The sequence below is a fragment of the Alteromonas sp. V450 genome, from assembly GCF_001885075.1.
Taxonomy (GTDB): domain Bacteria; phylum Pseudomonadota; class Gammaproteobacteria; order Enterobacterales; family Alteromonadaceae; genus Alteromonas.
On record NZ_MODU01000004.1, the window covers coordinates 51131 to 75720 of the forward strand.

Genomic DNA, 24590 nt, shown 5'->3' on the forward strand with positions numbered 1-24590 from the left:
GCGTTTAGCGCGAGAACTTTTACATTTGAGTTTTTCTAACCTAGGTCGATAACCCAAATAACGACGACGATTTTTACCACTAAAACCTGAAGCATAGCGGCTTTGGGGTTTTAGAATTAATGAGGCCGCTGAAGCTGAACTCGCGGAGAACCTTAGTTTGCTATCACTTTCAGACATTTCAAGTATTTGTGCTGCTTTTATTCTTTATTTTGTTTCTGCAAGCAGCCTTCTTGCTGTCAATAAGAAAATCCGTGCTCGACGTGGGGCGCTATCGAAGGTTGTTAACTTCAACGATATTAAGATCCTTTTTATTGCTTCGCTTTTTGTTTCCGTCTTTCTGGCTTATACACCATGGCTAGGCTTAAGCGTGATTGTCTGTGTTCTGTTTTTTTTGTATGGCGTTCTTGTATGGCTTGATGCCATTCTTTTCGTTCAGTACCGCATTGAGATAAACAGGCAAAGTTTTGCATGGTTTTTTACCGGATCCAAAGGGCTAGCTAAAGGCATACCTCACTTGTTGTTACTGGTAAAACAGATACCCTATATCCTGCTACTCCCGCTAGCGTGGGCGAGTGTGCAAGTTTGTGTGTTATATATTTTTGCACTGCCCAAAGGAATATTCTCTGCACCAGCTATGCTATGGCTCGTTGGCGTAACGCTAGGCATTATAGTGGTAATTTCAGCGCTCGCTATCTACCGCATAATAACGAATGCTTCAGCACAGTTTTATACAGCACCCAGCCTGTTAGCAAACATCATTATGAGCGACAAGTTTTCTTGCAATAAATCGATAGAAATAGATCCGCGTCACCAACCGTTCGTTAAACCAGAGGTCCGCGATAATACGCGGGGCGACTTATATGGTGCCTGTAAGGGCGCCAATATCATATTAATCACCATGGAATCCTTAGGTTACTATCTTGATAATGGAAATGGGGCTGGCGTTCGCTCAAAGCTGAAACAGCGATTTCAAGAAAATAGTTGGGAAGGTAAGAAGCATTACTGTTTGTGTCCAAACACCACAGTGGCTACCAACCAAATATATTCAGGAAATTATTCTAACAACCCGTATAACAAACAGGATAGTTTGTATCCTGGTAGCGAGCCATTACACCTACAAACGCTCAAAAAAAATGGCTATACAACAATGTTTTTGGACAGTGCGGATATTGCGCTCTATGACTATCACAAGCTACTTAACAGAATTGGCTTCGATTTTATATGGGGCACGCACCAATTGCCTAGTGATGGACTCAAGGCCGACTATAGGCTTTGGAACATGGTTGAACCTGTTGCGAATGCGGCGAAAAGTGGGCCTTTTTTTCTTCACATCATCAATGACCAGTCTCACATACCTTACGAGACAATAGACAAAAAAACGTTCAATCGTCACAAATCGCGTGATGCGAAGTCACAATACATGAATGCTGTGGAAGAGGCGGACTTCATTATTGACGAGTTCCTGAATAGACTTGCTGAGAAGATAGATTTATCAAATACAATATTAGTGTTTACCGGTGATCATGGTGAATCATTTGGTGAGTATGGCTATAGTTTTCACAGCAATTCTGTGATCCTCCCTCAAATGCATGTTCCCTTGTTTATGCGTCACCCGAAATTAAGTAAGAAGGTCATTGAACATTCATGCCATTTCGATTTATTTCCCACATTTTTTGATTTATTGGGCATCGGTGCTGATCACCCCCATCTTGGTGCATCCCTGTTAAATGATGATAGGGCTTTCGCCTACTTCTTTCACTCCGCAACACTGAAGGGAAATACACCCGCTAATTTTGGTTTCTTAAATGATGAAGAGTTGCTGTGGGTTGACCGATTGTTTAATCAAGTTAAACGCGTGCAGAAAGGGCAAAGTAAAACGGTAGTGCAAAAAGAAGAGCAAGAATACATATCATCGTTATTGCACCGAATGTTGATTGAGCGGTCATTAGCATTATGAGGGGAGCATTGAGTATTTTTGCAAGCTTCCCATGGACCACTGACTTAGCCTTGAAGGACGTTTTTGACGACTACTTCTTACCAGTGAACCTGCTAATTAATGAGAAACAATGATGGAAAAGATGCAACCTTTGAATTTAGTTTTCTGTATTGATGATAAATTTGCAGTTCACCTTGCAGCACTTATGCGAAGTATACTTTCAAATACTGATAGCCAAATAAGTTGGCATATCTTTTATGCAGCGCTTTCGAGCGCCAATCAGATGAAGCTTACACAAACTTCTGGCAATGGAAATCATATAAAATTCTATCAAATTGAAGACGAAACTTTCTCAAGTGCGCAGATTAGTAAAGACTTTTCCGACCGACTTTCAGTAGTAACGTATTTTAGGCTTCTTATCCCGCAAATATTAGCCTCTATCAACACCAAAGTGTTGTTTTTGGATGCAGATATGATTGTGAATGCCGATGTCAGCGACCTGTTCGCGATTGATCTAGAAGACAACGCCGCCGGAGTGGTAGTTGACTCCCTAGTCGCTAAAGGTTCTCACAGCCAAACGCTAGGATTGAAATCACACAGCTATTTCAATGCTGGAATGCTACTGATTGACCTGCCTATGTGGAGGAGTAAACAGATAACAGAAACCGCAATGCGTATGGTCGATAATGGTACCGATTATAAATTTAATGATCAGGATATTCTCAATATAACGCTAGACAGTAACGTGATGGTGTTAGACGGCGCATGGAATATCCAACAGTCTTGCCTTGAAGCGCTTAGCAAAGAAAGTGAAGTGAAGATTGTTCATTTCAACGGCGCAGAAAAACCTTGGCAGCACTCCTCAATTCATCCTTTTACACACCTTTATCGCAAATACAAAAGTGAAACTGTGTTTGCTGATGTTGAATTAGAACATTATCTCGACGAGCATGATCATGCGCTAATAAAGAAAGTCCAAGATAAGAATATCAGACACTTATATATATATGGCGCCGGGCAAAAAGGGCGCAGAGTTGCGCGGTATTTACAGCACTTTTTTTCTGACATTCACATCGAAGGCATGCTAGATAAGTCACCAAAGATAGATACGTTTTTTAAGATTCCAGTGCTGGCATCAGATATCAGTTTAAAAAATATACCGGTTATCGTGGCATCTGCTGCGTTTGAAAAAGAGATAGTCGCACTACTGGGCCAAAAGAAGGTCCCTGAATCAAATATTATTTCAATCACGGATCAGTAAAGAACAAAATTTTAGCCATGAATAATACACCTACCGTTTCTATTATTGTCCCATGCTACAACCATGCTCGTTTTTTACCCGAGAGGTTGCGCTCTATTAAGGAGCAAACCTTCACTGATTTTGAAGTGATCTTACTTGATGATGCAAGTTCTGATGATAGCCAAGCGATAATGAAAGCGTTTGCAAACCATGAAGCCAGGGTCACTGCTATTGATTTTAATGTCGAAAATGGTGGATGTGTTAACGATCAATGGATAAAAGGCGTAAATTTGGCAAAAGGAGAGTTTGTCTGGATTGCCGAAAGTGACGACATATCAAGTGTTACATTTTTAGAAACGCTGTTAGCGCAATTTAAACACCATCAAGACATAGCGATGGCGTATAGTGATTCATGGATCGTAAATGAACAAAGTAAGCCGCTCTATCGCCATGATTACACAGCCGACTTTTATAATACGCTTTGGAAGCGAGATTTTGTTATCGATGGTGCAACCCTCATTAAAGACTATTTGGTTTTCAAAAATGTAATTCCGAATGTGAGTGCTGTGCTTTTTAAAAAGCAACACCTAAAGGCTGCATTGAAGAAAAGTACCATGAAGTATTGTGGTGACTGGATGTGCTATATACGAATACTGGCTGACGCATCGGTTGCTTATGTCCATGAACCGCTTAACCTTTTCAGAGCACATTCCCAATCAACAAGGTGGCACAATGAGCAGAGCTACAAACGTGCATTGCTAGAAAAAAGAATGATCTTAAAAGAGATAAAAAAAATGGCGCTACCAGAGAGTGGGCCAAATATTCTCAAGTCATTGAAAACACTGTTTAACAATCGCCATAAATTTAAGCGCATTAGTAAACTTTATACGCGGGTAAAAAGGGAATTAACGCCTCAAGATAACGTTGCGCTATACGGATGCAACGATGTGAGTGAATATCTCGTTGTTGATCTCTCTTTATTCATAAATTTTTCGGTCATTTTTGATAGTGATGTGAAAAAGCAAGGGTCAACAAAAGGTGGCGTAGCGGTGACAAAATTAAATGGCAACTCGCTAAACAATGTTGATGCTGTAATTATTTGCTCATTTGCGTACGCAGATGAAATGAGAGCGTCGCTAGAAAAGTTAGCGTTTAAAGGAGCGATCATTACGCTTTGAGGCGCTGCGACAAGATTATTATTTTATTTTTCACCGCCCAATGATGTGGCTAAAAATCAAGGTTATTTGATGTCTAAAAATCAATTAGTGCTAGTACTAGGAATGCACAGATCGGGAACTAGCTTAGTCACCAGCATGGTAGAGTCTAATGGTTTCTTTTGTGGTAAGCACCCCATGCAACCCAGTCGAGACAATCCAAATGGCTATTGGGAGGATGACCACGTTGTCGACATCAATAATAGGCTGTTAGCCTCGTTGGGGTATTACTGGTTCTCACTGGTTTGGTTAGACTTACCTACCTTACAGCAAAGTACTGAGTATAAAAGCCTTAGGGACATGGCCGTTAATTACATTAATGAACTCCTCGAAGAGAGCAATAAATTGGTGCTCAAAGACCCAAGGTTTTGCATTTTACTCCCGTTCTGGTTCGATGTTTTATCTTCACTTGATTTGGATGTAAAAGTTGTTTTAGTTAAAAGGGACTTTATATCCACAGCGAGCTCTTTAGTTAAAAGAGACCATTTTGATTTTGAGTACGCCGCACAACTTATCTATTTACATTGGTCTGCGGTTGTCGCGTTTTTACCTGAAAGCATTGAGCGTATTCTCGTGACATATGAAGACATTAGCCACAATGAACTGGGCGTACGTCATAAGTTGAAAGACTTTTGCGGTGTAAAAACGCTTATTAACGATACGTTGTTTCAAAAGGAACTAGAGCATAACGTGGGCGTTCAAAAAATAGAGTGTGGGTTTTGTTGGCAGCAAGACATGTTGAGAAATTTTCCTGATAGCCGCCCAGATAAAGAAAAAATAGCATCACTTCATGCATATTATCATGCGCTGAATGTTGCTTATTTCCAGCCATTACATCGAACTTATATTATTAATGAAATAAAAAACATTGCCGATAGCTTAAAGGGCAAGCGGGTGATTTTATACGGTGCAAGTGAGCTAACTTCTATTTTAATAGGGCAGCTTTCAGAGACGATAGTATTGTCAGTTGATTATGCAGCATCTGATACGGTAAGTATCGACAAATATGGAACGAGATTTTGCTCGCCACAAGCAATTTCAGATGTCGAGCATGACATTATTTTTGTGGGAGTGCTTTCTAGAGAGGACGAAGTACGCGCCATTGTAAGTGAGTACTCTAATAAGCCGATTATTTTTGCTGAAGCATTGTTTCTACAACATCGCTAAGTACTGCGTCGTCCGTTTGATTTAATATACACCTACATCTTTACAGAGGTAAACAATGCAAAAAACCATTGAAGAAACAATGGAATCTTATCCTTATGAAAAAGGTGGTATTACGTTAATTGAAGCGAAAGCCCTGTCTAAGTACGCAGAGTGCGTCACGTCCGGTGTGATAGTTGAAATAGGTTCATACAAAGGAAAGTCGGCGCTTGCTATAGCCCATGGTGTTAACGCGCTTAAGCGTGACAATCCACCGCAGATTTTCTGTGTCGATCCGCATAAAGCATTCGTGGGTGAACTAGGTGGTATTTTTGGCCCAGAAGACAGAAAAGATTTTTTTAAGTTGATGCTAGATAGTGAAGCATATAAATATGTGAGCCTCATTAATGTAGAGTCAACGGTTCTGACCAAAGGGTGGAATAAACCAATTGGCTTGCTTTTCATAGATGGTGATCACAGGTACGGTGCGGTAAGAGATGATTATGAAAGCTGGTATCCTCACGTTATAGACGGTGGAATTATAGCGCTCGACGACAGTAAACCCTTACCTGGGCAGAAATTGGGTTCTGCTGAATTCGCTCAAGAGTTGATTAATTCGGGTTGTGAACCGGTTGAAACTGTCGGAAAGATCACATTTTTCAGAAAGCCATGTACCATCAATACGACAATTAAGAATGCAAGCATTAGAACCCTACTTATCTATGCCGAACAAAATATAGTTAGCGGCGGGTTGATTCGGTTTGCACGCCTAGGCCAACTGCTTAGAAGTAGAGGCATACAAGTCAGTTTCTGTTTCGAAAATCACCACGGTAAATGGCACCCTGAAGGTTTTGAAGTGCTCAGCCCAGAAGAAGCGTTGAAACGAAAATGGGGGGCAACACTGGTTCCCGGAGCGGGATTCTCCCAACGTTTTATCAGTGCATTGGAAACGAAAAGAGGTGAGCAATTTGGATTTCGCATACAGGCTGTTTTAAATGATAGGTCCTGTAAAGAAAAATTCATTGCAGTGAACAGAGCATTCAAGCCTACCTCAGTCTTTTTTAACAATACGGATTGGTTTGAAGGCAGCTACACCGATTTTTTAGCTAAAAAATTTCATGTTATCGAAGGGGCAGTTGATTCATCGCGGTTTTATCCTTGTATTGCGCCAAAATCTCGCTCTGAGTTTGTCATTGGGATCAGCACCAAATCGCTTGAAAGAATGTTACCTGTTATGCAAACCTTACGAGGCAATGAAGTATTGCACGTGATGGGAGAGATCCCTTCTTCAATTAGAGAAAACAGTATTTTTCAGCAGCTTAATGAGCACAAAAAAATAATAGAAGCCGGCCAACTGAACGAAGACGGATTGGTTGATTTTTATCACCAGTGTCACTGTGTAGTTCACGTTGAGTCATTTGCAGGTTGGGCAAATACGGCAGCTGAAGCGATGGCGTGTGGTGTTCCGCTTATTTGCACGCATGCAGGAACAAAAGGATTTGCTAGAAATCGAGATACGGCGCTCGTTCTAGATACTTACTCGACCGATGCATGCGTAAGTGCCATTGAAGAGGTTTCTACCTATTACGATAAGGCTCTGTTACGCGCTCAATGCGCTCGAAAAGCAATACAGACATTTAGCTGGGATAAATTCTGTGATGATTTCATGGCAATGCTTGTTGATGACGGCAGAGAACATTACTTACGTCTTCCTCAACTAAATATGCATGGAAAGTGGCCCGTAAGTACCCGTACTGAAGTCCTTCCGTTTCTGGAGAAGTTTATAAATGAGGCCACGGTATTCGATGCAGGCTGTGCCGAGGGATACATTGCGCATAGGCTTTTAAACGCGGGGTGTGCTAGGTTAGATGGTGTAGAGCTCGACGGTGGCAGAGTGCTTACCGCAAGGGCGCTAAGCGCGAACGATCCAAGAGCAAACTTTATGCATGGAAGCGTCGCTCCATGGTGCGAATTTCAAGATGAATTTGGTGAAAAGCTGTTGGCCAAATACGACATGGTATTGTATTTAGCTGTTCATCAGCATCTCCCAAAAGCAGAAAGAATAACAACCTTAACTGGCCTTTTAGATTTAGCTGCTACATGGTTTGTTATGCGTGTACCTGCGATCTTCTATGAGGATGATGAACTCGTTAAAACGATAAGCGATGCGGGTTTCAACATGTATTCAGAACACTTAACTGGTCATCACGGAGGTGCGGGGCCCATTCGACTTTATAAACGGGACAAATCGCTATGACCAGAAAACGCGTTATTTCTTTTCCGAAATCTGGTAGAAGTTGGCTTCGCTATGCGCTTGAACTTACTGAGCAAGCGCACGACATCATATTTTCACATGACGAATTTGAATACAATGATGGCACCAAGCCGCCGCTGAATTTCGATATTAACAGGCGCTATCAAAACTATAACATTGGAAGCGATAAGATCCTTTATATTGAGCGCGATGCGAGGGATACCATCGTTAGCTTATACAACCAAATTACCGGAAGGTTTGCTGACTTTTTCAATTATCAAGGTGATATCTCAACATTTATTCGTGATCCATATTTTGGTGTTGATAATTTACTCAAGTTCCAAAAGCTGTGGCGGCGCCTCGCAACAGAGAATAACTTACCAATTATTCGCTATGAAGACATGCACAGCGATTATCAAGCTGTACTGGTAAAAGTGTGCGATTTCTTTGATATCAGTGTCAGTTTGCATGACGTTGAACGAATATCTGAAATGGCCTCTTTCGACAATATGAAACAAGTTGAGTTGAGCGGTCAATCTCAGCGCCCATGGTTATCGCCAAGAAATAGTCATTGTAAGGTAAGAAAAGGCAAAGTGGGCGGGTATTCGCTTGAACTCAGTGATGAGGACATTGCGTACATTCAATCAAGAATGATGCATTTCGACGTGTAATGATAGCGCAACCTAGGCTTCGCTGTGTGCTGTGGTGACGGTGCGTCATTAATGGTCGTGTAATGCTGCAGGCGATGAAATGTGGTTATGGAATTTCATCGCTTCTTTTAATGGCGTATGAATGCACATACCTCAAATCGGTTAGAAGATGTACAGTGATATGCTATACTAAGTAGCCTATAGCGGAGGAATGTTTGTATGCAAGTTAACAATAGCAGCTCGTCGTCATTGATTAGCCAAATTCAAGAAAGGCAAGAGAGCCTTTTTGAGAAACTGGCGTCTGGAAAAAAGGTTAACAATGCATCTGACGGCGCAGCAGCCCAACAAATTATCGATAGGCTGACTTCCGAAGTAGAGGGTAACCGTCAATCGTTAAACAATGTGTATGATGGTATTTCACTCGCACAAGTTGCAGAGGGTGGATTGGGAAGCATAAATGACGATGTGAACCGAATTCGAGAGCTTACCCTTCAATCGGGAAGCGGCATACTAAGCGATGGAGACAGACGGGCGATACAAGCGGAAATTACGCAGCTTCAGGAAAACATAACGCAAACCGTTGAGCAGACCAATTTTGGGGGAAAGCCGCTACTCTCTGACAATAACACGCTAAATTTTCAATCAGGCGCAAGTGCAGGACAGTCCATCGCCATTGAGACGCAAGATATCGCTGCACAGCTAAGTGGTGTATTAACGATTGATGTGACGTCAGGTAGTAGCTTGAACGATGCTTTAACCGCTATTGATGATGCCATTGAAACTGTTGGCGGCGCGCGCGGTGAGTTGGGTGCGGTACAGAATCGTTTCGAAAGTGCAGCCCGTACATTAACGCAGTCGAACATAAATACAGCACAAGCGCGCTCTCGCATTGAAGATTTAGATTTTGCCCAAGCATCATCTCAGCGGGCCGCTAACGACGTGTTAGGACAAGCAGCGTTAACAGTGCAAGCGCAAGCAAACCAGCAGGAAGGCCAAGTTCTGGCGTTATTGAGCTAAGTGTTCTATAACTAAAATTGGTTAAGAAAAGCAGGGTAACCTGCTTTTTTTATTGATACTTTTCGATAAACACCTGTTGCGCTGTGATCTTTTACCGTTACAATTCACACATGCGCTAGTCTTTAAAAATAATAAGAGCGTCCTCGGGGAATCGATGAAGAACATTTTGCTGGTAAGTAATAACCAGGAACTTATTCAAAATTTAGAAACAATTGTCACTTTCATGGGAGAGTCGTGTCGGGCACGAGGGGTTGACGACTGTGAACGTTATCTAGCAGATGGCGGCGCTGATGCTGTACTCATTGAATACGAGTCACCGACCGTGGTCAAAGCAATCGTTGAAAAGTTTCCTCACATTCCTTTTGTTGCGCTAGTAGAAAGCAACAGTCAAGCTGTTGCTGGACAAAACCTTGTGAGTGTTATCGCTACACCGCTTACTTATCCCGTGTTAACGCAAGCCATTCATCGGTGCCAAGAGTATTCTCGTAGAAAACCGAGTTTATCGCGAAACAGCGGCAATAAAACGCGACTGTTTCGAAGCTTAATCGGTAAAAGTGAACAGATACAGATTGTTCGACGCTTGGTCGAGCAGGTGGCACCTACCGATGCCACCGTGCTTGTGCTTGGAGAGTCAGGCACGGGTAAAGAAGTAGTTGCGCGCAACGTTCACTTTTTATCTGAACGCAAAGATGGACCTTTTATTCCAGTAAACTGCGGAGCGATCCCTGGTGAGCTTTTAGAAAGCGAACTTTTCGGTCATGAAAAAGGCGCCTTTACCGGGGCAATTAGTGCGCGCAAAGGGCGATTTGAACTAGCTGAGGGTGGCACTCTCTTTTTAGACGAAATTGGAGACATGCCGCTTCAAATGCAGGTTAAGTTGTTGCGCGTATTGCAAGAGCGTACTTTTGAAAGAGTGGGCGGTAATAAGCCGCTACAGTGCAATGTTCGAATAATCGCTGCGACGCACAGAAATCTAGAAACGATGATAAGTGAAGAAAAGTTCAGAGAAGACTTATTTTATCGTTTAAATGTGTTCCCAATAGACAGTCCAGCACTTCGTCAGCGTAAAGATGATATCCCCCTTTTGCTACAAGAACTCAATAGTAGAATACAGGTTGAAGGTGCAGAGGGTGTTCGGTTTACTGAGCAAGCTATCGCATCGTTGATGGAACATGAGTGGCCAGGTAACGTTCGTGAGTTATCTAACTTGGTCGAGCGCTTAATGATTTTATACCCTGGTCAAATTGTGGATATATCCGATCTCCCCGAAAAGTATCAGTACGGTGATGTTCATGCTTATGAACCTGACTATCCCGAGGAAATTTTAGAGCGGGAAGCCTTTAATACGTTATTCGCCGAGTCTGCGGCCCTTGAAGAAGCTGAAGAGCAAACTCAGAGCGAAAATACATCAGAAAACATGGTGTCGTCTTCACTCCCTGAAGAGGGGGTAAACCTGAAAGAATATCTCTCCGAGCTTGAGGTTACCCTTATTAGACAGGCACTCGACAATCAAGACTGGGTCGTTGCAAGGGCGGCTGATAAGCTTGGAATGCGACGCACTACGCTGGTCGAAAAAATGCGTAAGTACGATATTCAGCGTACTGAAGAGGCTTAACGTCAGGGAATTGACGTTGCATTTAACACCCTTTAATTGCCTTTAAGTCTTTGTAAAATAAGCCAATGTTGAATTGGCACACCTTCTGCTTTATCCAAGTCATATTTATTAACGTCTGCAAATTGACGAGGGCAATATGGCTTTGGATAGTACTTCAACTACAAGTGAGTTCACACCGACCGATTTTGTTTTTGACGGAGTGAGTGAAAGCACTTCATCTCGCGTAGACACTTCTTTATGTAACGATGAACTTGCATCTTTGCGCTTACAAGCGAGTAGACTCGAACACTTGCTGCAAGTCATGCCCGCGGGCGTAATCGTGATTGATGGGAAAGGCATCGTTCGTCAAGCCAACGAGCAAGCAAAGGCGTTGTTAGGCGAGCCACTTGAAGAAGAAGTTTGGAGACGTATTATCTCGCGCTCATTTAAACCTCGTGCTGACGATGGGCATGAGGTGTCTTTGGTCGACGGTAGGCGTGTAAAGTTATCAATCACTCCTCTTGAAAATGAACCTGGGCAATTGATAGTGATAACAGATCTAACGGAAACGCGACAGCTGCAGGCACGTGTGAGTCATATGCAGCGTTTATCGTCACTAGGTAAAATGGTCGCATCCCTGGCACATCAGATTCGTACACCTCTATCAGCAGCTATGCTTTACGCTTCTAATTTGACAAGAAAAGGCCTTCCTCATCAGGCACAAAGCGAGTTCGCGTGCAAGCTATCAGACCGGCTCAAAGAGCTTGAAAGCCAAGTAAATGACATGCTGCTATTTGCTAAGTCTGGTGAGGAGCAAGTTGTTTGTGACATCACATTGCAGGAACTCTTTAATGCAATTGAAAGCAGCGCGGTATCTATGGTTTCACAAGCATCACAACACTTATCGTTCAGCGGGTTTGATAAAGCGGCAGTGATAACCGGGAATTTAACGGCGCTACAAGGCGCATTGTTAAACCTTGTTCACAACGCCAGTCAAGCAACGCCTAAAGGATGTACCGTTGAAGTTAATGCGAGTTTAATCCAAGAAAAACTCATTGTTTCAGTAGTCGACAAAGGCAAGGGCGTGCCTGATGCGTTGAAAAACAAAGTTTTTGAGCCGTTTTTTACTACAAAAACTCATGGTACGGGGTTGGGTCTAGCAGTCGTTAAGTCTGTGGTTGCTGCTCACAACGGTCAATTAAACGTGTGTGATACGTCACAAGGGGGCGCGTGTTTCAGTGTCGCGCTACCTCTGAGAGAAGTGCAGGGTATCATCGGTAGCAAAGTGGCTTAATTCCGAGGGGAATATGATGTTAAAAACAACTATTTTAATTGTTGAAGACGATGCAGGGCTTCGCGAAGCGCTTTTTGATACGTTACTACTCGGTGGTTATCACGTTGTTAGTGCAGAATGTGCAGAAAGTGCATTAATGATGCTGTCCGAACAACATGTCGACCTTGTAGTCAGTGATATTCAGATGGGGGAGATGAGTGGGCTAATGCTGTTGAAAAGCATTAAAGCTAAATACCCACATTTACCCGTTCTCTTGATGACCGCCTATGCAACCATTGATGATGCCGTGCAGGCTATGCGTGACGGTGCTACCGACTACCTATCAAAACCATTCGCCCCTGAGGTGTTATTAAATCTCGTTGGGCGATATGCACCGGCGCAAAAGATTGAATCGAGAACGCCAATTGTCGCTGACCCGTCTAGCTTAAAGTTACTTGAACTCTCAAGAAAAGTCGCCAAGTCAGAGGCAACGGTAATGGTATTAGGGCCAAGCGGCTCGGGCAAAGAGGTTTTATCTCGCTATATACACGATCAATCCAGTAGATGTGAAGCGCCGTTTGTCGCTATAAACTGCGCTGCTATTCCTGAAAATATGCTTGAGGCAACCCTTTTTGGTTATGAGAAAGGCGCATTTACAGGGGCAGTCCAAGCATGCCCTGGTAAGTTTGAACAAGCGCAGGACGGTACGCTTCTTCTTGATGAGATTACCGAGATGGACTTGGCACTGCAGGCTAAGCTTCTTAGAGTATTGCAAGAGCGAGAGGTAGAGCGTTTAGGAGGGCGTAAAACAGTTAAACTAAACGTGCGTGTTATTGCGACGAGTAACCGAGATTTGCGCAAAGCGGTAGATGCCGGTGAGTTCAGAGAAGACCTATATTATCGACTAAATGTGTTCCCAATTGAATGGCGACCTTTGGCGCAAAGACCAGGTGATATCGTGCCGTTAGCAGAACACTTGGTTCAGCGCCATGCAAATGTTCAGGGTATGTCAAACGTTAGGTTAAGTGCTACAGCGCGCAATAAGCTGAGTCAATACAGCTGGCCAGGCAATGTCAGAGAGTTAGAAAACGTCGTTCAAAGAGCTTTGATATTGTGTGAAAACAACGAGATAGCTGCAACAGACCTGATGATTGATGAAGATATTAGTAGCGTCGTGGAAAAAGCAGCAGAAGTCGTAGAAGATAATAAACTAGGGTCTGAGTTACGCTATCAAGAGCATCAGATCATTTTGGACACGCTCGCCATGTGCAAAGGGAAGCGAAAGGACGTTGCAGAGAAACTTGGCATAAGTCCAAGAACGTTGCGATATAAACTCGCTCGAATGCGAGAAGATGGAATTGAAGTTCCTGCGTAAAATATAAATGTTTAATGCGGGCCAATACGCATTTCATAGCCGACCGCCGCCGAGCACTATTTAAGGCGGCGGTTTTTTGTTGTTTCTTATCTGTATTACGTCATAAAATTGTCTATCACCCACATATTCTCTTTAACTCATTGAAATATAGAGTTAATTAAAGTTGGCAAGCCCTTTGCTAAATCCTTTCTATAAGTCAGTTTTACGTTCGCCAAAAAGGGCAACGTGTTTACATGCTAGGAGTGGTTATGGACGTTAAAGCCAATAGTTTGTATCAAGAAATGCAGAGCATGATTGGTCAATCTCGTCTTCAAGTTAATGAACCTCAGCAAATGAGGGAAATCAATTCCTCTGCAAGTGATTTTGCGACCATGCTTAAGCACGCCGTCGATGGTGTGAATAATATGCAGCTCGAATCGAAAGATGCACAGCAGCGTTTTGAAATGGGCGATCCAAACCTTAGCTTGGCAGAGGTGATGTTGACTAAAGAGAAGTCGGGCATCGCTTTTGAAGCCACAGTTCAAGTGCGTAATAAAGTGCTTGAAGCATACAAAACCATCATGAATATGCCGGTATAATTGGAGTAGGGTATGGCTGACGCAACAGGTACTAATTTAACCGTTCCAGACCAGCATCAAACGTTGGACAGCGAGCCTGAAAACAAATCAGGGTTTATGGACACGTTGGGAAGCGCCGACATGATGCGCCAGATGGCACTGGTAGTTGTGCTTGTCATCTGTGTTGCGATAGCAATTTTTATTCTGTTGTGGTCGCAGGAGCCCGATTATCGTCCATTGGCTAAAATGGAAACTCAAGAACTGATTGAAACGCTGGATTACTTGGATGCTAATCTTATTGACTACAAGTTAGAGGGCAATACCGTCTACGTACGAAGCGATGAGTTTCAAAATATACGCCTCGGTATGACCCGTCAAGGATTGACACAAACGTCAGATGCTGGCGCTGACATTATCATGCAAGACATGGGATTTGGTGTCAGTCAGCGTGTGGAAATGGAAAGACTTAAGCACGCTCGAGAACAACAAATTGCAGCAACGATTGAAGATATCGCAAGTATACAAAAAGCACGTGTACTTCTTGCAATGCCGAAAGAGAATGTGTTTGCTCGAAGAGAAAAGAAAGCGTCAGCAACCGTTGTCTTAACGGCTAAACGCGGTGCAGTTATTGCGGGCGAGGAAGTGGATGCTGTCGTAGATATCGTTGCCTCTGCCGTACAAAACATGGAGCCATCAAAGGTAACGGTTACCGATAGCAATGGACGTTTGTTAAATTCAGGGTCCCAGGACTCAATGAGCGCTCGTGCACGCAAAGAGTATGAAATTGAGCGTCAAAGAGAGCAGGAATATCTTGAAAAAATTGACGCAATTCTTATCCCGGTTTTAGGTATTGGAAATTACACCGCTCAGGCTGACGTTTCCATGGACTTTACTGCCATGGAGCAAACACAGCGCAGCTATAATCCAGATTTGCCTGCAGTGCGCAGTGAGATGATCATGGAAGAGAACAGTGTTGGAGGTGGTGTCGGTGGCATCCCAGGCGCGCTCTCTAATCAGCCTCCACTCGATTCAAATATTCCAGAAAATGCAGGTGGCGCCGCACAACAGACTATGCCAGGCAGAACTGCGAAAGAGTCGACGCGTAATTATGAGTTAGACACGACTATCAGTCACACGAAAAAGCAGACGGGTGTTATTCGTCGGTTGAGTGTTTCTGTGGCCGTCGACTATGCCCAAGTCACAGCGGAAGATGGCACGGTGACAGCCTCGCCTCGTAAGCAAGAAGAGATGTTGAATATTCGTCGACTCTTGCAGGGTGGTATAGGCTTTGATGTAACCCGTGGTGATAGTTTAGAAGTGGTAAGCGTGCCATTTACCCGAGTAGATGCTGGAGAAGTAGAAGACCTGCCGCTTTGGGAACAGCCCGGGTTTTTACCTATACTTAAACTTGTTGTTGGCGGACTGGTAATAATTGTACTAATTATTTTTGTGATTCGCCCAATGTTACGCCGATTGATTAACCCTGACGAGTCGAATGAAACCGAAGACTTTGATGCTGATGAAGGTCTTGATCTTGGTGACGATACCATTAGCATGCTGAGTACCGATTTTGACGAAGGACAGGTAGGTTTTGCACCCGATGGCTCGCTGATGCTTCCTGACCTTCATAAAGACGAAGATGTATTAAAAGCAGTAAGAGCACTAGTGGCAAATGAACCTGAATTGTCAGCCCAAGTTGTCAAGGGCTGGTTAATGCAAGATGAGTAGTAGGAACAGAACATGGCTGAAGAACTTGCAAATGTGGAAGAGCCGTCATACGACGTCAGTAAACTAGAAGGTGTCGAAAAAGCAGCAATACTACTGTTAAGCCTTTCTGAAGAAGATGCTGCGCAAATACTAAAACACTTGGAACCCAAGCAAGTACAAAAGCTTGGTACTGAAATGGCCAAAGTGGATGACATGACGCAGACCAAAATTACGGCTGTGCATAAGCATTTTATTGAAGAGATACAAAACTACAGTACGATTGGGTTCCAGAGCCAAGACTTTGTTAAACGAGCGCTTACAGCAGCACTTGGTGAAGATAAAGCCGCTAACCTTATTGATCAAATTCTCATGGGGAGTGGCGCTAAAGGGCTGGATTCACTTAAGTGGATGGACTCGAAACAAGTCGCAAGCATTATTCGCAACGAACACCCACAGATTCAAACAATCGTTCTATCCTATTTAGAACCAGAACAAAGCGCAGAAATTTTGGCACAGTTCCCAGAAAAAGTGCGTCTAGATCTTCTTATGCGTATTGCTAATTTAGAAGAAGTTCAGCCTGCAGCGCTACAAGAGCTTAACGAAATCATGGAGAAACAGTTTGCAGGTCAGGCAGGTACGCAAGCAGCTAAAATGGGCGGCCTGAAATCTGCGGCCAACATTATGAACTACTTAGACACTGCAATTGAAGGTCAATTGATGGACGCTATTCGTGAACAAGACGAAGAAATGAGCCAGCAAATTCAAGACCTTATGTTTGTATTTGACAACCTTGTTGATGTTGATGACAAGGGGATCCAAGCTATTTTGCGGGAAGTTCAGCAGGACGCATTGCTTAAAGCCATCAAAGGTGCTGACGACGAGCTTAAAGATAAAATAATGCGCAACATGTCGAAGCGAGCCGCTGAAATGCTTAACGATGACCTTGAAGCACTCGGACCTGTGCGCATCAGTGAAGTTGAAACGGCACAAAAGGAAATTCTGTCCGTTGCGCGTCGTCTGTCTGACTCAGGAGAAATCATGCTTGGTGGCGGCGGTGGTGAAGAGTTCTTGTAACGCTCACCGTTTTCCCCGTTAATCAACCACATTGGACGAGACTATGTCTGCAAATAAGCCATTTAGCGATACCGAAGTAAGTGAAGCAAAAAAATGGGATTTACCATTTGTAGATGATCCGAAAGCGTCGTCAAAAGATCAGCCGACTAATGCGTTAAATAAGCGCTCAGATTGGAAATACGAACCGCCTGAAGAAGAGGAAGAAGTACTTCCTCCCACCGCACAAGAAATCGAGGCTATACGACAAGCCGCCTTTGATGAAGGGTATCAAGAAGGAAAAAAAAGCGGATTCGAGGAAGGAAAAGCAGAAGGGCTTGAGCGAGGTTTAGAAGAGGGAAAAGAGCAAGGTCTCGCTGAAGGGCTCGAACAAGGCCTTCAAGACGGACAGCAGCAGATTGCTGCTCAGGTTGAAGTATGGCAGTTGTTAGTGGAAAAACTGCATGATCCACTTTCTCAGGCGAATGATGTCACCCGCGACCAGTTAGTTAAGTTAGCAGTTACACTTGCTAAAGCGGTGATAAAAACAGAAATAACACATAATCATCAGGTCATAATTCAAGCATTGAATGAAGGCATAAAGGCATTGCCTATTAATCAAACTGAATATCAAATTCACATGCACCCCGAAGATATATCAATTGTTAATGCGCAGTTTGGGGAAGAAGAAGTCGCAAAGAAAGGATGGAAATTTGTCGAGTCACCTGCGATGGAGCGCGGAGGATGTGATATCACAACACAGCACAATGCTGTTGATGTTTCAATCGAGCGCCGCTGTCGTGATGTTATTGAGACGTTTTTATTAAACCAAGGGTTATCCGATGACTAGCCCATGGCACAATCACTTTGAATCACTTGCCAAGCAAGTAACTTCACCGCCTATTGTTGCAGCTGGAAAGCTGGTACGAGGCATTGGGCTTACCCTTGAAGCTGTGGGTTGCCAGCTGCCGGTAGGTAGTCAATGTTTAGTACAAACCATTGAGGGTGAAATTGAAGCTGAAGTAGTAGGTTTTGGTGACGACATTACGTATCTCATGCCGACAGAAGCAGTAAGAGGCATTGTGCCAGGTAGCCGGGTCATGCCGCTTAATAGGCAAAGTGGGCTGCCTGTTGGTATGGGGTTACTCGGTAGAGTGGTTGATGGAAATGGTCAACCGTTAGATGGCTTAGGTGCAATAGAAGCAGAGTCACGAGCCCCTACCAGTCGTCCACCGATGAATCCACTTCTTCGCAGGCCTATTAATACACCTATGGACGTTGGGGTGCGTGCGATTAACGCATTAAACACAGTGGGTGTAGGGCAGCGAATGGGGCTTTTTGCCGGAAGTGGCGTGGGAAAGAGCGTGCTGCTAGGTATGATGACAAGAGGCTGCGAAGCTGATGTTGTTGTTGTCGGTTTGGTCGGGGAGCGAGGACGTGAAGTAAAAGAATTTATTCATGAGATCCTGACCGAAAAAGAACGACAACGTGCAGTGGTTGTAGCGGCGCCGGCAGATACATCGCCGCTTATGCGTCTTAAGGGTTGTGAAACCGCGGTTACCATAGCAGAATATTTTCGTGATAAGGGAATGAATGTATTGTTACTTATCGACTCACTAACACGCTATGCAATGGCGCAACGTGAGATAGCACTTGCTGTTGGAGAGCCGCCCGCAACTAAAGGCTATCCCCCGTCCGTTTTTGCGCGTTTACCTGCTCTGGTTGAAAGGGCAGGGAACGGAAATGAACGTCAAGGCTCAATCACGGCTTTTTACACGGTACTCACTGAGGGAGACGATCTGCAGGATCCAATCGCTGATGCCGCGCGAGCTATTCTAGATGGTCACGTCGTTTTATCGAGAGCACTTGCTGACAGTGGACATTACCCTGCTATCGATATCGAAGCGTCTATAAGCCGTGTGATGCCGATGGTGGTGAGTGAAGAACATCAGCTCATGGCGCGAAGAATTCGCCAAGTCTATTCTCAATTTAAACAAAACCAAGATCTTATCTCGATTGGCGCTTATGCAAAAGGTTCAGACCCACGTATCGACTTGGCGATAAGAGCAGAGCCTGCAATCAATGCGTTTTTACAGCAGGGAATGAAACAAACCTTACCTTACGATGAATGTTTAGAAGGTATGGCAGCGTTAGCGAAAGGGCTTGGGCAGGGCTAGTATGATGTATTTATGTGGTCAAACTAAAGCCGCCGGTCGTTTTGAAAAGGAAGCGCTTTTATGACTAAGCAACTAGAGCGTTTGGCGGAGTTTGAGCGAGAAAAAGAGCGCAGAGAGGCGCAGCAATATCAACAAGCACAGCTTAATGTTGTACAACAGCAGCAAAAACTCACCAGCCTGGAACAATACCGCATTGAGTATATTCAGGGTATTCAAAAAACCGGTCAATCGGGCGTGTCTGCGTCTTTCTACCAGCAACACTTGTCATTTGTGGGTAAACTAGATAAAGCCTGTGAACAGCAGTCTCAAGTTATAACGCGCACGAAAATGGCGGCAGAGCAACGTAAACAATTGTGGCTTAAACAGCAGCAAAAAGTGAAAGCAGTATCGCTATTACTTGAAAAAAGACAACTGCAACAGCAAAAAAAAGAAGCGAAAGCGGAGCAAGCTATGATGGATGAGTTTGCGAACCAACGATTTCTTCGAGCCAAACACTCTTCATTTTAACTTTATGCCTAGCAGTAGAGCGCTGCAGATTAGTGTGATGCCCCACTTTAGAAACTTTTGGCATACAGTTTGTATTACTTTGATTGTCCAATGTCATAAACACTGAACAACGTGACTAACGCCAGCAATTACACGCGCTTGAGCCCTGTTATTTTGCTTTGGTATAACGAATAAACTGTAGGACGGTAGAATATTATGCAACAAATTGCCGCACAAATCACAGACGTTGCCGCTTTACCATTTGCTGACTCGAAGAGCAGTGTTAAAGGAGGAGCGGGCGATTTACAACATGATGGTGACAATAGCCGATTGTTCACGGGGTTTTTTCAACAAGCGAAGGCAAATGACCAAGGACCGGAAAAAGCAATACAACGAGTTGAGAAGCAGGGGCGTACTACTGAAGAGCAAGCGTCTGTAGAAATTAAACGTGAGTCGGAACCTGAGCACTTGCGCGCAGAAGTGCTGGAAACAGAGGCTGGTGAAACACCGCTTACAGCTGAAGATAAAAAAGTCTCAACGCCTGCACAGCTTAAACAAAATGACGCAGAAAAAAACCAATTCGCCGACGGTGAAAATGTTGAGCGCGTAACAGGGAAGGTCACATCTGAGAACGGTTTTTGGCGTCTTGATATGCCACTTGAAGACGCTGGTAGTAAATCACTAACGAGTGGAAAACGCAGTACTTGGGAAAGCGATTTAGATTTACAGTTAGAGAACAAGACTGAGAGCATTGCTACTGAAGAAATAACGCTAACCCAACAGACAGAGACCAACTGGATTGAGTTTGTCGAAAACGTCTCAAAAATGATGTCCGCAAATAGCGCTGAAAAGAGCGCGGAAAATAGCGTTGAAGAAGGCGCAGCAAAGGACATTGGGACACTTTTATCACCCCAAGCGATACAAACAGATGTTGACGTAAGTGATGTTGGTGAAACGGTGTCTAAAGATACCAACGTCTCCTCAGCTGAAACAGACGTAGTACTACAGCGCCTTTTTATTAATACCAATGAAAACGGTGTAAATCGAGAATCTGTGGTGAAAAACAAGCCTGTTTTTCAAGTGGACAATGGGGTTGACGTGCTCGCTAATTTAAATATGAGCGAGCAAGATAACGCCAGTCTAGATTTGAAAGAGCGAAACACGCCTTTTCTCAGTTTAGAGGGCGACGTTAGCGCCGAAACGGAACAGTCTCTCATTGCTGAATTAACCGCGCTTTTAGCAAAGCTTGAAGACGGTACAAACAGTATTTCTGATATTTCAAAAGTAAACGACGCCGTTGAGCTGAAAAAAATATCTCACGACCTTTTATCCCTTGTTGATGAGCTTAGTGTTAAAAGTGGTTCTGCTGATGAGCCATTAAATGTGCAATCCTTGAATGAGCTAGTAAAGAGTATTCTCGGCGAGAATGTCAATACAGCTCCGGTAACATCCGACATTGACCAACCGGTGACTCTTAACAATGATTCACCGGCAGACGCTTCATTGGTGGTAAGTCTGTTTTCTGACGCGCTAAAGTCGTCAGCTTTTGAGCAGAATTTTGAAGGCGCTAACGATGTGTTGAAGGCGCCATCTGTAGATGTTCTGGAAAATGACATGTCGATATTGCCTGAAGATACCGATAGCGTAGAACAAGAAGCGCTATTGAATATTCAAGCTAGCGTTAGAAATGGTCAACCTGCGCCCGTATTGAACAGTGGGGCTCCTACTGCGAAAACTGAAAGTATTGGTGAGCGTACTGACAACAAAATTGCTAACGAGACACAACGTTTAGATGCGCAAACCGATTTAATGGAGATGATTACAAATCTTCCGCAAGAGAGCGCACAAAAAGCGACAGAAGCGTTTGCAGATCGAATGGTGGCAATATTACCAAATGCTCAGCAGCAGGCAGTGAAAGCAAACATCATTGCCGGTATCAATGAGTTTCAACAACAGATCAAGCAAGGTCATGAGCCAGGAATAGATTTATCAGCAATAGTAACAGAAGCGACGAAAGACACCTTGGTCAATAACGAGGCAGTCGCTGCCATGGTGGCAAAAGCCGATGTACAAGCAAACCAACTAGTAAGTTTGATAAATCAAACGCAAAATACTGCGTCTCAAATGTTTCAAAGTCAGTATGCTCAAGTAGATACCGTGATGAGTGAAAACAGTCAGCTTCGCGCCGAAGCCACTAAGTCACAGCAGCAGTTTGAAGGATTTGATAAAGCAGTAAATATTCATAAGCCGGAAGGCCAACAACAGCTAAATGAGAAAATTCGCTGGATGGTGAATGCGCGAAACACAATGGCAGAAATCAGACTGGATCCCCCTGAGCTTGGTAGTATGCAGGTTAGGGTGAATGTATCGGGAGATGCTGCCAGTGTAAGCTTTATTGTGCAGTCGCAGCACGCCAAAGAAGCACTAGCTGATGCGATGCCGAAGTTACGAGATATGCTTTCAGAGCAAGGCATTGAATTAGGTGATGCACAGGTTCGCAAAGATAATTCATCTGAAAACGGGCAAAACCAACAATTTGCTGGTGATAGAAATGGCCACGTTGGTAATGGTACAGGAGTAAATGGTGACGTTGGCGATGAGTTCGGCGACGCTACGGTGATAGAGCAGTCTGTTTCACGGCAAATGAAAGGCGGTATCGATTTTTACGCTTGATCGGTATTATCAGCTGAAAATCATGTAATTAAACAATTGGTAGCATGGTGAGAACACGGTGTTACTGCTATGTTTTGGATTGAGGGTATGGCTTTACATGTGCAATATAAGATTGCCATTTTGAAATGAAGCCTGATAATACGTTTTTTCTTGAATGAGTTAAGAGTTATACATGGCTGAAGAAGAATTACAGGTAGAAGAAGGCGGAAAGAAAAAAGGCAAAATGATGTTGATCATCATTATTGCAGTCGTGCTCTTAGGTGGTGGCGCTGGTGCGTATTTCTTTTTGTTTGCTGGTGGGGATGAAGAGGCTACAGAACAGGTTGAAGAATCTGAGGCTGCACCGGAGGAGGGCGCAGCACCGGCGTCAAGCGGTGGCCAAGCGGAAATGGGAACCGCTCTTTATGTAGCGATGCCGCGTCCCTTTGTATTTAATGTACCTGGTGCTGGACGAGACAGGCTCGTACAAATAAAAGTACAGCTTTTAGTGCGGGGCTCAGATAATGAAGATTTGGCAAAAATGCACATTCCTTTAATTGAAGGAACGCTTTTACAGGCGTTTAGTAATTCAAATGCAGATGATCTCGTTACTGAAGCCGGAAAAATAGAGCTTCGTGAACAAGCGGTAAATGAAGTTCAAAAAGCGCTCAAAGAAATTACGGGGAACGACGTGGTAGAACGTGTCCTCTTTACTGGCTTTGTGATGCAGTAATTCGATGGTTAATTAAGGTAGAAGACGGTGAGTGATTTATTATCTCAAGATGAAATCGACGCCCTATTGCATGGGGTGGACGATGTAGAGGAAGAAGAGGTCGGTGGCGGCGACTCTGATGCTTCTACGCTAGAGTACGACTTCTCCTCGCAAGACCGTATTGTGCGTGGCCGCATGCCAACGCTTGAAATTGTTAATGAACGGTTTGCGCGTCACATGCGCGTGAGCCTATTCAATATGATGAGGCGATCAGCTGAAGTGTCAATAAACGGCATTCAGATGATTAAGTTTGGCGAATATATTCACACGCTTTTTGTTCCTACCAGCTTAAATATGGTGCGTTTTCGTCCTCTTAAAGGTACCGGTCTCATCACAATGGAGGCGCGTCTAGTCTTCATTTTGGTTGATAACTTTTTTGGTGGCGACGGACGTTATCACGCAAAGATAGAGGGGCGAGAGTTTACGCCCACAGAGCGTCGCATTATTCAAATGCTGCTTAAAATCATTTTTGAAGATTACAAAGAAGCATGGGCTCCAGTCATGGACGTGTCATTTGAATACCTTGACTCCGAAGTTAACCCAGCGATGGCTAATATCGTAAGCCCTACCGAAGTTGTGGTCATAAGTTCGTTCCATATCGAGCTTGACGGCGGCGGCGGCGATTTTCACGTGTCTTTGCCCTATTCAATGTTAGAGCCTATACGTGAACTGTTAGATGCCGGTGTGCAAAGCGATAAAGAAGATACCGACTTACGATGGAGTAAGGCACTGCGCGATGAAATTATGGACGTCAAGGTTGCACTGACTACACACATGTTAGACGTTGATGTTCCATTACGCGATGTAATGGAATTTAAGCCTGGCGATATTATTCCGGTTGAAATGCCAGAATCAATCACAGTATTAATAGAAGACTTGCCAACGTTTAGAGCTAAACTAGGCCGTAGCAGAGACAATTTGGCATTAAAAATCGTTGAGAAAATTGCAAGACCGACTTCAGTGAAGTCTGAGCTACAGTTATTAACCCGCGGTGGCCGAATCATTGATAATGATGCGGAGCTGCAAGTACTCGAAGAAGACCTGTAAGGTATAAGGGGAGTTCCCATGAGTGAAGACGGTATGGATGATTGGGCTGCGGCAATGGCCGAGCAAGCCGAATCTGAGGCAGATCAAGAATCTGGTGACAATGAAGACGTACAAGTTGCAGAACTTGACGAGTTGACCGATGATGCGCCGATAACACAGGAAGAGAAAAAGAAGCTCGATACAATTCTTGATATTCCAGTGACCATTTCAATGGAAGTGGGTCGTAGTCAAATAAGTATTCGAAATCTGCTACAGTTGAACCAAGGGTCTGTGGTGGAACTGGATCGTGTAGCCGGTGAGCCATTAGATGTTTTGGTAAATGGCACGTTGATTGCTCATGGAGAAGTAGTAGTAGTCAACGATAAATTTGGTATTCGATTAACTGATGTTATTAGTCAAATTGAGAGAATCAAGAAGCTCAGATAAATCTTCTTATTTTATAAGGG

Annotated in this window: 20 protein-coding genes; all 20 read left to right on the top strand. The window is 43.8% G+C overall.

The genetic code is table 11. The annotated features are described in order from the left end of the window. Positions 1-157 precede the first annotated feature (157 nt). The 20 genes from BK026_RS00250 (at position 158) to fliN (ending at position 24570) form a co-directional block, all read left to right on the top strand. Positions 158-1957 carry an LTA synthase family protein gene (locus BK026_RS00250; RefSeq protein ID WP_071813997.1) on the top strand — a complete coding sequence of 600 codons (1800 nt, stop codon included), beginning with the start codon at positions 158-160 and terminating at the stop codon, positions 1955-1957. Positions 1958-2066: 109 nt separating this feature from the next. After that, positions 2067-3197 carry a glycosyltransferase family 8 protein gene (locus tag BK026_RS00255; protein ID WP_083574949.1) on the top strand — a complete coding sequence of 377 codons (1131 nt, stop codon included), beginning with the start codon at positions 2067-2069 and terminating at the stop codon, positions 3195-3197. A gap of 17 nt (positions 3198-3214) precedes the next feature. After that, positions 3215-4354, top strand: coding sequence for a glycosyltransferase (locus BK026_RS00260; RefSeq protein ID WP_071813999.1), 1140 nt, complete (start codon positions 3215-3217; stop codon positions 4352-4354). Between the two features lie 69 nt (positions 4355-4423). Beyond that, positions 4424-5557, top strand: a complete 1134-nt coding sequence (locus BK026_RS00265; protein ID WP_071814000.1) for a sulfotransferase family protein — start codon at positions 4424-4426, stop codon at positions 5555-5557. A gap of 55 nt (positions 5558-5612) precedes the next feature. Beyond that, on the top strand, positions 5613-7790 hold the full coding sequence (locus BK026_RS00270; RefSeq protein WP_071814001.1) for a class I SAM-dependent methyltransferase: 2178 nt from the start codon (positions 5613-5615) through the stop codon (positions 7788-7790). Then, entirely contained in the window at positions 7787-8458 is a 672-nt protein-coding gene (locus tag BK026_RS00275; RefSeq protein WP_071814002.1) for a sulfotransferase domain-containing protein, read from the top strand. Before BK026_RS00270 ends, BK026_RS00275 begins: the two co-directional genes overlap by 4 nt. A 198-nt stretch (positions 8459-8656) precedes the next feature. After that, positions 8657-9454 (top strand): flagellin, encoded by a 798-nt coding sequence (locus tag BK026_RS00280; RefSeq protein ID WP_071814003.1) that lies wholly within the window; start codon positions 8657-8659, stop codon positions 9452-9454. Positions 9455-9608: 154 nt separating this feature from the next. Then, positions 9609-11069 (top strand): sigma-54 dependent transcriptional regulator, encoded by a 1461-nt coding sequence (locus BK026_RS00285; protein ID WP_071814004.1) that lies wholly within the window; start codon positions 9609-9611, stop codon positions 11067-11069. A gap of 136 nt (positions 11070-11205) precedes the next feature. Further along, positions 11206-12342: a PAS domain-containing sensor histidine kinase gene (locus BK026_RS00290; protein WP_071814005.1), complete on the top strand. Its 1137-nt coding sequence runs from the start codon at positions 11206-11208 to the stop codon at positions 12340-12342. Between the two features lie 16 nt (positions 12343-12358). Further along, positions 12359-13696, top strand: a complete 1338-nt coding sequence (locus tag BK026_RS00295) for a sigma-54 dependent transcriptional regulator (RefSeq protein WP_071814006.1) — start codon at positions 12359-12361, stop codon at positions 13694-13696. Positions 13697-13944: 248 nt separating this feature from the next. Then, a complete protein-coding gene (gene fliE / locus BK026_RS00300; protein ID WP_071817407.1) occupies positions 13945-14274 on the top strand; it encodes a flagellar hook-basal body complex protein FliE in 330 nt (109 codons plus the stop codon). Positions 14275-14286: 12 nt separating this feature from the next. Then, positions 14287-15981: a flagellar basal-body MS-ring/collar protein FliF gene (gene fliF / locus BK026_RS00305; protein ID WP_071814007.1), complete on the top strand. Its 1695-nt coding sequence runs from the start codon at positions 14287-14289 to the stop codon at positions 15979-15981. 12 nt (positions 15982-15993) lie between these two features. After that, positions 15994-17034 carry a flagellar motor switch protein FliG gene (gene fliG, locus BK026_RS00310; RefSeq protein WP_071814008.1) on the top strand — a complete coding sequence of 347 codons (1041 nt, stop codon included), beginning with the start codon at positions 15994-15996 and terminating at the stop codon, positions 17032-17034. Positions 17035-17077: 43 nt separating this feature from the next. Beyond that, complete coding sequence (gene fliH, locus BK026_RS00315; protein ID WP_071814009.1) at positions 17078-17860, top strand: flagellar assembly protein FliH; 783 nt, start codon at positions 17078-17080, stop codon at positions 17858-17860. Beyond that, the gene (gene fliI / locus BK026_RS00320) at positions 17853-19187 is read left to right on the top strand and encodes a flagellar protein export ATPase FliI (protein WP_071814010.1); all 1335 of its coding nucleotides are present in this window, start codon (positions 17853-17855) and stop codon (positions 19185-19187) included. The genes fliH and fliI overlap by 8 nt, the downstream gene beginning before the upstream one ends. 60 nt (positions 19188-19247) lie before the next feature. After that, positions 19248-19694, top strand: coding sequence for a flagellar export protein FliJ (gene fliJ, locus BK026_RS00325; RefSeq protein WP_071814011.1), 447 nt, complete (start codon positions 19248-19250; stop codon positions 19692-19694). Between the two features lie 195 nt (positions 19695-19889). After that, a complete protein-coding gene (locus tag BK026_RS00330; RefSeq protein WP_071814012.1) occupies positions 19890-22346 on the top strand; it encodes a flagellar hook-length control protein FliK in 2457 nt (818 codons plus the stop codon). Positions 22347-22518: 172 nt separating this feature from the next. Then, positions 22519-23058: a flagellar basal body-associated protein FliL gene (fliL, locus tag BK026_RS00335; protein WP_071814013.1), complete on the top strand. Its 540-nt coding sequence runs from the start codon at positions 22519-22521 to the stop codon at positions 23056-23058. A 27-nt stretch (positions 23059-23085) separates the two neighbouring features. Next, positions 23086-24144: a flagellar motor switch protein FliM gene (gene fliM, locus BK026_RS00340; protein WP_071814014.1), complete on the top strand. Its 1059-nt coding sequence runs from the start codon at positions 23086-23088 to the stop codon at positions 24142-24144. Positions 24145-24162: 18 nt separating this feature from the next. After that, positions 24163-24570 (top strand): flagellar motor switch protein FliN, encoded by a 408-nt coding sequence (fliN, locus tag BK026_RS00345; RefSeq protein WP_071814015.1) that lies wholly within the window; start codon positions 24163-24165, stop codon positions 24568-24570. The last annotated feature ends 20 nt before the right edge of the window (positions 24571-24590 follow it).